General features: G+C 71.2%; 7 protein-coding genes. 6 read left to right on the top strand and 1 reads right to left on the bottom strand.

Going from position 1 to position 10194, the window contains the following annotated elements:
- Positions 1 to 453: 453 nt before the first annotated feature.
- The gene (locus tag ACFHWY_RS26915; RefSeq protein WP_416583054.1) at positions 454 to 1464 is read right to left on the bottom strand and encodes a DUF5954 family protein; all 1011 of its coding nucleotides are present in this window, start codon (positions 1462 to 1464) and stop codon (positions 454 to 456) included.
- A gap of 484 nt (positions 1465 to 1948) precedes the next feature.
- On the opposite strand from ACFHWY_RS26915, the gene ACFHWY_RS26910 reads away from it, so the two are divergent.
- The 6 genes from ACFHWY_RS26910 (at position 1949) to ACFHWY_RS26885 (ending at position 10183) form a co-directional block, all read left to right on the top strand.
- On the top strand, positions 1949 to 2290 hold the full coding sequence (locus tag ACFHWY_RS26910) for a pilin (protein ID WP_416583053.1): 342 nt from the start codon (positions 1949 to 1951) through the stop codon (positions 2288 to 2290).
- Entirely contained in the window at positions 2290 to 3831 is a 1542-nt protein-coding gene (locus ACFHWY_RS26905; protein ID WP_416583052.1) for a hypothetical protein, read from the top strand. Before ACFHWY_RS26910 ends, ACFHWY_RS26905 begins: the two co-directional genes overlap by 1 nt.
- Positions 3832 to 3863: 32 nt before the next feature.
- Positions 3864 to 4787, top strand: a complete 924-nt coding sequence (locus ACFHWY_RS26900; RefSeq protein WP_416583051.1) for a PrgI family mobile element protein — start codon at positions 3864 to 3866, stop codon at positions 4785 to 4787.
- Entirely contained in the window at positions 4784 to 6610 is a 1827-nt protein-coding gene (locus tag ACFHWY_RS26895; RefSeq protein WP_416583050.1) for a VirB4 family type IV secretion system protein, read from the top strand. The genes ACFHWY_RS26900 and ACFHWY_RS26895 overlap by 4 nt, the downstream gene beginning before the upstream one ends.
- 101 nt (positions 6611 to 6711) lie before the next feature.
- Positions 6712 to 9096, top strand: a complete 2385-nt coding sequence (locus ACFHWY_RS26890; protein ID WP_416583055.1) for a type IV secretory system conjugative DNA transfer family protein — start codon at positions 6712 to 6714, stop codon at positions 9094 to 9096.
- A gap of 133 nt (positions 9097 to 9229) precedes the next feature.
- On the top strand, positions 9230 to 10183 hold the full coding sequence (locus ACFHWY_RS26885) for a replication-relaxation family protein (RefSeq protein ID WP_416583049.1): 954 nt from the start codon (positions 9230 to 9232) through the stop codon (positions 10181 to 10183).
- Positions 10184 to 10194 lie beyond the last annotated feature (11 nt).

Raw genomic sequence — 10194 nt, 5'->3', positions numbered from 1 at the left:
CCCCATCATCAGCGGCGAAACCGGCACACCACTACACGGCGTCCTGCTCAAGAACTACACCGTCGTTCCCTGGTAATAGCTCCTGACCGCCCTGGGATGTGGTTCGGAACACGACGCCCCCACACGCGCGTAGATGGGTTGTGTTCAGCGTGGGCGCGTTCTGCTGTGCACCTTTGGCCAGACCCTACTGGGGCGACGTGGCGGTCCGTGAACAGGCCGGACGCACCGATGTAGGCCAGCACCGGACACCGCCGTGCTGACCGTTGCTGTTCCACCACCCGCTGCTGGCGTGACCTACAGTTCTCGAAGTCCTGCCGGTTCCTGGGGCCATTCGCGCATCGGGTTGCGGACGTCAACCGTCACGGCAGGCGGGCCGCAGGGCGTGAGGCGCGCCGCCTGCGGTGCACGGCGGGCGTACGGCGTACCTGCCGCCGAATTGCTGCCGTGTTCGGGTCAGTCTGGTTCGGGCATCAGGCCCTGCGCGCGGAGTTGTTCGACCTGGCTGGCTGGCGGTGGTAGCGGGTCGTGGTCTGAGGGGCGGGGTCCTTCCGGACCGTCTGGGCCGTACCGGATGAAGGTTTCGACCCGGGTCACCCGGCACGGCACGCCGCCGACGTCGAAGTCGTCGGTGCGTGGGGGACGGTGCGCCGCGCGGGCGTGCGCGTAGGCCGCCATCAGTTCCTCCATCGGGGTGTTGGCGTCGCGTGGAATGTCGGCGATGGCGAAGGACTCCGCGTCCCGGGCGGCCTGCGGCGTCGGGTACGTGGTGAACGACCGGGGTCGCCACCTGCCGTCGACGTGTTCCCCGACGGTGAACCCGACCGGGAGCAGCACCACGTTCGGGTGCGTCACCAGCGCCCGGCAAGAGTCGGCGTACACGTCGTCAGGGAAGGACGTCGCCGGGTAGGACGCCGAGACCAGTTCCATCCGCACGAGGGCGTCGGTGAGCCCGGTGCCCGCGGCCAGGTCGATGACGAATCCGTCCATCGGCGACGTGGTCTGCTCCGCCTCGCCCGGCGGGTACGGGTCCGCGTCGGTGGGCCGGGGCGGCTCCGGTCCGTCCGGTCCCATCCGGATGAACGGCTGCGCCCGGACGATCCGATAACGACTGCCACTGACGGTCAGCTCATTTACCGACTCCCAGTCGAGCACCTCGTACGCCCTCTCGAACGCCGCCCGCACGGCCGCGTTCTCGACGGTCGGCGGCGTCTCGCTGAACAGTTTTCGGAAGTGCGACGCGAGGCTGTCGCGGGCATGCTGCGGCTCGTCGGCGTCAAGTCGCACGATCCGCCACCGGCCGTCGACCTCCTCGGCACAGCCGAAGACCGGCGCGCTCCACATCAGCGTGGGATAGGCGACCGAGCGGCGTCGGGCGTCGTCCTCGGACACCGCCGACACGGGATCGTCCTGTTGCTCGACGGTGATCAGCAGGCGCTCAGGCACCCGCTTGTCGTGATGGGCCATGTACGCATTGTGTGCCCCCGATCGCCGACAACGCAGCACCGCCACCACAGATCCTCCACCACCGTCGGCAACCTCCTCGCAGGGACCACCGCAGTCGGAGCAGGTCGCTGCGCGAAGGCGAGAGCAGGCGCACGTGCACAAGTCCACCGAGTCCAATGCATGTCCCGGTCCCGAGGAGACGCCCCAACAGTTGGGTAGCCGTTGGCCGCTGTTGGGTGCCAGGTCCCCGCAGTTCGTGGCCAACGTCGGCTTTTGGCGGTCACAAGACCGATCCACCCTGGCATGCCAGCCGGGTTTGCGGGCGGTCTTGGGCGCCGCCCGGTGTGGGTGGTGACTCGGCCCGGCGTCGGTCCGTGCTCACCACAATTTCCGAACCTGGTTGTGGAAGGAGAGTGCTTCCACGGTCTCCGCCCGTGCGGGCGGCGCCTCCCTATCGGCTGTCGCGCATGCCCCGCCGCCTGGCGGGGTGGGAGGTGAAGACCAGATGCGCCGTGTCCTGTCCCGTCTGTTCCTGTCCATGATGATCGCCGCCACCGTTGTCGCCGGCACGGCCGGAGTGGCCCACGCTGGGCCGCCAGAACTGCTGGCGGTCAACAGCCTGGACACCGTCATCAACAACCTCATCGCCTGGATCGTCGGCATACTCGTCGGCGTCGCCACGCTGTTCCTCACCTACGGGGGTGCCCTGTATCTGATGGCCGGCGGTGACCCCGGTCAGGTGGAGAAGGCCAAGGGTGCGCTGAAGGGCGCCGCGACCGGCTACGGCCTGGCGGTGCTCGCGCCGGTGCTGATGAGCATCCTGCGCGGCATCCTCGGGACGAACTGATGTACAACCCGTTCACCATCGCGGGCGTGCTGGACGAGATTCTGGAATGGATCGCGGCACGGGTCGCGGACGTCATCGACGCCCTGTGGAGGTTGCTGTCCTGGGCGTTCCTCGTCGTGCCGGACGTGACCGCCCTGCCGCAGGTCCAGACGATCAGCACCCGCGCACTGTTCATCGCCAACACCTGCTACGTGGTGGCGATCGTCGCCTGCGGTGTGGTGGTCATGGCCCGCGACAGCGTCCAGGCCCGCTACGGCGTCGCGGAACTCGCGCCGCGTCTGCTGATCGGCATCATCGGCGCGAACTTCGCCCTGCCGATGTGCCGGGAACTCATCGCCTTGGGTAACGCGCTGATCCAGGCGCTCATCGGTGAGTCGGTCACCACCGATGGCTCACTGGACCAGTTGCGTCGCACGATCGTCGACGCGTTGACCAATCCAGCCAACGCCCTGCTCACGCTCGTGATCGGCGTGGTCATCGCCGTGCTCGCCGCCATGATCATGGCCGGGTGGGTGCTGCGGCTGGGCCTGCTGGTGATCCTGGTTGGTCTCGCGCCGGCGGCGCTGTCCTGCCATGGCACGCCGTGGACCGAGCCGGTGGCGACGTTGTGGTGGCGGGCTTTCCTCGGCGTGTTCGCCACAGTCGGGGGCCAGGGCATCGCGCTGCACGCCGGGTTGACGGTGTTCGTCAGCCCGACTGCCAATTTGCCGGCCCTAGGTCTGCCGATCGATCCGACGGGCACGCTCAACCTGTTCATCGTCTGCTGCCTGCTGCTGGCGGTGACGCGGATCCCGGGTCTGGTGCGCCGGTACGTCACGGGTGGGCAGTCCCGCAACGTGGTCGGCGCGTTCGTTCGGGTCGCTATCGTTCAGCAACTCGGCCGCGCCCTCACCGGAGGTTTGTGGGGTGGCGCGGGGCGTGCTGCGGCGGGAGCCGCCGTCGGCCGGACACGCCGTGCGGGGAATCTGGTCTCCGGTGCCCGTGCCGGCGGGGTGCCGCTGCCGCAGCCGGCTGGGTTTCGCAGTGGTGCGGGGCCGGGTCCGGTGGCGCGTCGTCCGCCGCGAACTGCTGCGGCGTCGATATCTGCTCGGCCGTCCCAGGCCCAGCCCGGGGCCGGGGTGCGGAGGGTGCCGGCGGGGCGGACTCCGGCGACGGCGATGCCGCAGCGGATGCCGCGGTGGCGTCGCTGGTGGGCCTACACCGAATCCGGTACCGGCTGGCCGAGCGGCACGGCTCCGAGAGCGTCCGGGACGGGCTGGCCGGCCGAGCCGGTGCCAGGCCCGCGCGTGCCGCCGGTGCTCTCTGCCGTCCCTGAGTCCGCACGGACACCTGCCCGTACGGGATGGCCGGTAGACCGTCCGGCGCCTGGTCCGGCAGCCACGCGAACGGCCAGCGGCACGGGATGGCCTTCGGTGCCCACCTACGGACCCCGGACCACCCGCACCTCAGCGGCAGCACGTGCCGCCGCCACCCCACGTCCACGACCTGCGCCCCGGCCGGCTGCCGACCGCGACAGCAGCGGCACCGGCTGGCCGGGCTGACCTTCCTCTGATCTCAAGGATTGGTGTTTCCCATGTCTGATGTTGATCTTCGCGCTCGTATTCCGGCGGACATTGAGGCCCCGGATCGTCTGCTCTACCAGTTGAGCCCGCGGCAGGTGGCCATTCTGGCCGCCGCTGCCGCGGTGGCGTACCTGCTGTGGCGGGCGCTGCTGGGTCATGTGCCGATGCCGATCCTCCTTGCCGCCTTGATCCCGTTGCTCGGCGCGGCCACGGTCCTGGCGTTGGGTCGTCGTGACGGGCTGAGTCTGGACGCGTGGCTCCTCGCGGCGGTCCGAGGCGCCCGCACCCCGCGCCGGCAGGTCCCCGTGCCCGGCGGGAAGGCGCCGCGGTGGGCGCCCAGCCCGGTCGGGGTCGAGGGAGACCTGACGCCGCCGGCGCTGTTGCGGCTGCCGGCGCGGGCGATCGCCGCCAACGGGGTGGTGGACCTGGGCGGGACCAGCGCCGCCCTAGTCGCGGTGACCACGGTGAACCTGGGTTTGCGGACGCCGGCGGAGCAGGCGGCGCTGGTCGGCGCCTACGCCCGCTGGTTGAACAGTCTGACCGCGCCGGTGCAGATCGTGGTGTCCACCCAGCCGGTGGACCTGGCTGGGCATGCGCAGCGCATCGCCGACGCTGCCGATTTGCTGCCTCATCCGGCGTTGGCAGACGCTGCCGCCGACTACGCCGAGTTTCTCCTCGACGTGGAGGAGGAGCGGCAGCCGCTGTGGCGAACGGTGACCATCGTGCACACCGCCACCGGGGCGCGCCGCGACACCGATGTGCTGCGGGCCGCCGAGCACACCGCCGCCGCGTTGCAGGGTGTGGGCGCGGCCACCCGGGTCCTGGACGGGCCGGCGGTCACCGCCGTGCTCGCCGCCGCGGTCGACCCCTACACCCTCCCCCTGTCCGGGGAGCGGGCGTTGCCGGACCAGCCGGTTACCAGAGGGCAACGATGACGCTCCGCACCGTCCTACGCGCTCTGCTTCCCACCCGCACGCCGCAGCCTGCCGCACCGTCGGCAGGGCCGCAGGTCGACGCCTTGGCCGCGTTGATCGGCCCGGCCAGCGTCGAGGTGACCCCCCGCTACCTGAAGGTCGGCGACGGCTACACCTCGACGCTGCTGGTCAACGGCTATCCGGCGGAGGTCGGCGCGGGCTGGCTGTCGCCGTTGACCGGCTGGCCGGGCCGCGCCGCCGTGGTCATCCACATCGAACCGCTCGATCCGCAGGTGGCCGCGTCCCGGCTGCGCCGCCAGCGTGCCCGCCTGGAATCCTCCCGACGCTCGGATGCCGAGCACGGCCGTCTCGACGACCCGACCACCGAGGCCGCCGCCGCGGATGCCGCCGAGCTGACCGACCGGGTCGCGCGCGGCGCGAGCCGTCTGTTCCGGGTCGCGCACTACGTCGCCGTGCACGCGACGAGTTTGGAGGAGTTGACCGAGTCGGTGGCGCATGTGCGGGCCACCGCCGCATCGGTCATGCTCGACACGGTTGCGGCGACCTGGCGGCAGCTGCCGGCGTGGACGTCCACCCTGCCGCTCGGGGTGGACAGCATCGGGATGCGGCGGGTGTTCGACACCGACAGCCTCGCCGCCGGTATGCCCTTAGCCTCCGCCGACCTGCCCGCGCCGCTGCCCGGGGATCCGCCCACCGCCTCCGGTGTCCTGTACGGGTTGAACACCGCGACCAACGGGATCGTGTGGCACGACCGGTGGGCCGCCGACAACCACAACTCCGTGGTGCTGGCCCGCTCCGGCGCCGGCAAAAGCTACATGATCAAGCTGGAGACGTTGCGGAGCCTGTATGACGGGGTGCAGGTCCACGTCATCGACCCGGAGGACGAGTACCGGCGGCTCGCCGAGGCGGTCGGCGGCACCGTGATCAACCTCGGCGCACCGGACGTGCGGCTCAACCCGTTCGACATCGCCGCCGACGACCGGCGGCCCGACGCGCGTACCCGGCGGGCGCTGTTCGCCCACACCCTGGTCAACGTGCTCCTCGGCGCCGGGCAGGACGGTGGTATGCAGCCGGCCGAACGTGCCGTCTTCGACCGGGCCGTCAACGCCGCCTACCTGGGGGCGGGTGTCACCAACGACCCGGGCACGTGGGGGCGGCCGGCGCCGTTGCTGCGTGACGTGGCCGCCGCCCTGGAGGCCGACGGTTCGCAGCCGGCGGTCACACTCGCTGCCCGGCTGTCGCCGTGGACGACTGGCAGTTTCAGTCACCTGTTCGCCGGACCCACCACCACCCACCCTGTCGGGCATCTGGTGGTGTGGTCGACCCGCCACCTCGCCGACGAGCTGCGCCCCGCCGGGATGCTGCTGGCGTTGGACGCGATCTGGCGGATCGTGGACGCCCCACCGGCCGCCGGTCCGACCGGGGACCCGCGTCGGCTGGTCATCGTCGACGAGGCCTGGACGTTGTTGCGCGACGGTGAAGGCGTGCGGTTTCTGAACCGGCTGGCGAAAGCGGCCCGCAAGCGCCGCGCCGGCCTGTCGGTGATCACGCAGGACGCCGCCGACCTGCTTGGCTCCGACCTCGGGCAGGCCGTGATCGCCAACAGCGCCACCCAGGTGTTGATGCGCCAAGCCCCCCAGGCGATCGCCGCGGTCGCCGACAGCTTCCAGCTCACCGGCGGGGAAGCACGGATGCTGCTGTCCGCCCAACGCGGCGAAGGACTCCTGCTCTCCGGTGCCAACCGGGTGGCCAGCCACGCCGTGTCCTCCTGCCGAGAACACGAGCTGTGCGTCACAGGCGCCGACCCGCAGGACGAGTCGTGACCTGGCTCGCCCCACCCGCCCCGGCCTCCACCCCGCCGCTGCTGTCGTCTGTCACGCCGACCAACCCGGTCGCCGAGGCGATCGGCGCCGCGGTCGGGTGGATGGTGGCCCGGCCGTGGCTCGCCGCCGTCGCCGCCGCGGCAGCTGTGGTCGCGGTCGTCGCCCACGGCCAGCTGCAGATCTGGCGGCAGCGACGCTGGCAGCGGCACGCCCAGCAGGTCACCATCACCCCACCACCGGAGGTGGAGCCGGACAGCGCGGCGAGGTGGTGGGCGACCTGCGCGGAGATCCTGCGCCCGGTCGGCTGGCGACGGTGGCTCTACGGCACCCCACACGTCGGCTACGAGTACCGGTGGGCGGGCCGGCAGCTGACCATCACCATCTGGCTGCCCGGCACCGTCCCGACCGGCCCGGTCCTCGCCGCGATCGCCGGCAGCTGGCCCGGCGCCGCCACCACGACCGCCGACGCCACAGAACCCATCCCTACCGGCGTCATCGCCGAGGGCCGCGCCCTGACACCCACCCTGCCGGCGTGGTACCCGATCGTCACCGACCACGACACCGACCCACTACGCCCTCTGATCTCCGCGCTGTCGGGGCTGCGCGACCACGAGTACGCCTGCGTGCAGATCCTCGCCCGCCCCGCCACACCCCGGCAGATCCGCCGGCTGCGCGCCGGCACTGCGGCACTGCGCACCGGCCAGCGCACCCCCGGCGTTCTCGACCCGTCGGCCTGGTTGGAAGGACTGTTCGGTCTCCTCACGCCCGGCCCGACCCGCCCCACAGTGGGCAGCCGCGCCACCGCCTACCGGCCGCCGGCCGGTGAACCGGAACGAGACCGCGACGCCCGCGCCGCGGTGGACAAGCTGGCCTCCGGCCAGCTGTGGGAAACGTCCATCCGCTACGGCATCGCCCACACCAACCCCCGCCAAGCCCCGCAGGAGAACCTGCGGGCCCGGTTGACGACCCTCGCCCACGGCGTCGCCTCGGCCTACGGCCTCTACACCGCCCGGCAACGACTACGCCGCGTCCGCCTCACCCAACCCGCCACCGTGCTGGCGAACCGGCCACTACGCACCGGCTACCTGCTCGGCGCCGCCGAACTCGCCGCCGTCGCCGCCCTACCCTCCGACGTGGCGGTGCCCGGTCTGCTGCGGGCCCGCGCCAAACCGATGCCAATGCCGGTCGACGTGCCCACCACCGGCGGCCGAGGCGTCAAACAGCTCGGCCACGCGCAGATCGGCGGCCACGCCGTCGGACTGCCCGTCGCCGACGCCCGCCAACACCTCCACGTCCTCGGCTCCACCGGCGTCGGGAAAAGCACCCTGCTGGTCAACATGATCCTCGACGACGTCGCCGCCCACCGCGGCGTCGTCGTCATCGACCCCAAAGGCGACCTGGTCACCGACGTCCTCGACCGACTCAACCCCAACGTCGCCGACCGGGTCGTACTCATCGACCCTGACCAAACCCAGGGCGGCTACTTCAACCCCCTGTCCGGCGACGACCACGACCTCGCCGTGGACAACGTCGTCTCCATCTTCTCCAAAATCTTCCAACGGCACTGGGGACCCCGCATCGACGACACCCTGCGCGTCGCCTGCCTGACCCTGAAGCGCAAGGCCAACGCCACCCTCGCCCTGGTCCCCCCGCTGCTCAACGACAAACAGTTCCGCCTAGCCTTCACCGAAGGCCTCGACGACCCGGAAGGACTCCTCGGCTACTGGACCTGGTACGAGTCCATGCCCCCACCCGTACGGGCACAGGTCATCGGCCCCGTCATGGCACGCCTACGAGCGTTCCTGCTGCGGGACTTCCCCCGCCGCACCCTCGGCACCCCACGCTCATCATTCGACATGGGACGGCTACTCAACACCGGCGGGATCCTGCTCGCCCGCCTACCCAAAGGCCAACTCGGCGAGGACACCTCCCGGCTTATGGGCTCCTTCGTCCTCGCCCGCGCCTGGCAGGCCGCCACCGCCCGCGCCAAACTCCCCGAACACCAACGCCGCGACTGCACCGTCGTGATCGACGAATGCCACAACTTCCTGAACCTGCCCGGATCCGTCGACGACATGCTCGCCGAAGCCCGCGGCTACCGGATGAGCCTCGTCCTGGCCCACCAGGACCTCGCCCAGCTCCCCCGCCCCACCCAACTCGCCCTGTCCGCGAACGCCCGCAACAAAATCACCTTCAACGTGGCACCAGAAGACGCCCACCAGATGGCCCGGCACATGTTCCCCGAACTGTCCGACCACGACCTCAGCCACCTCGACGCCTACCAAGCCGCCGCCCGCCTCGTGATCGACAACCGGGAAACCGCCGCGTTCACCCTGCACACCCGACCACCCCGCCCCATCGTCGGCGCAGCCGACGAGATCCGGGCCATCTGCGCCGCGGCCAGCGGCGGCGCAGGCGACCCCACCGCGATCGAGCAACTCGCCACACGGCTGGCCACCCAAGCCAACGCCCACCGCCGCCGGTGAACCCGCGTTCGCTGCCGCCAGGCCGGGATGCCGCCCAGCCTGGCGGCGGGCGGGCTCTGGTCCGCACCCCGGTGCAGACCCGGCCGGCCCCCGGCTCACCCTCGGATACCCAACAGTGCAGGTAGGTGCACGAATGACCGATGATCAACCACCCCGACAGTCCCCCCGGGGGGACACCCTCCGACCGGGGGGCGGCTCATCGCCCCCTCTCCCCCGCACACCGGCCCGGCATACGACGACGACCCTGGCCGACATCTCCGCCCGGCTGCGGCCCCGCGACCGGGTCATCGCCTTCCTCCTGTCCGACCACACCGCCCTCACCACCGACCAAATCGCCGCAGTGCTATTCGACTCACCGATCACCTGCGGCCACCGCCTCTACACGCTGCGCCGCATCGACTTCATCAACCGCGTGCTGCGCGCCCACCCCGGCCAACCCACCCACGTCTACTGGGTACCCGGCCGACTGTCGGCCCGCCTGGTCGCCCTCGCCCGCGGCGAGACCCCACCCACCCCGAAAGCAGTCGCCCTGACCGCTGACCGCGTCCTGTCCGACCGCACCCGCCGACACACCATCGAAACCAACCAGTTCTTCATCGACCTGCTCACCCACAGCCGATCCCACCCGCAGTCCCGGCTGACCCGCTGGTGGTCCGAGCAGCAGACCACCGCCGCATTCGGCCGCCGTATACGCCCCGACGGCCACGGCGTCTGGACCACCGGCCACCACCACGTCGGATTCTGGCTCGAACACGACCGCGGCACCGAACACCACCCACGGCTACGCAACAAGCTCGAGCCCTACCGCCGACTCCGCATCGACGGCGGCCCCAACTACACACTGCTGTTCTCTCTACCCACCCGAGAACGCGAACGCCACTTCCACCACAGGCTGATCGACACCGCCGGCGACGACCACCGCATCGCCGCCGCCCTGACCGCCCTCACCATCGCCACCTGCGCCCGCGACCGCGTCAACGGCCACGGCCCCGCCGGCCCCATCTGGCGACTCGTCGGCAACGGCGGCCACCGCCTACGCCTAGTACGGCAGCCGCCATTCGTGATCATGGTTGGCATTCGAGGTTGAGGCGGCGGGCG

The sequence above is a fragment of the Micromonospora sp. LOL_024 genome (genome assembly GCF_048060415.1).
In the GTDB taxonomy this organism is placed as follows: Bacteria; Actinomycetota; Actinomycetes; order Mycobacteriales; family Micromonosporaceae; genus Micromonospora.
The sequence above is the reverse complement of the archived record's forward strand: the minus strand, read 5'-3'. Positions and strand labels throughout refer to the sequence as shown.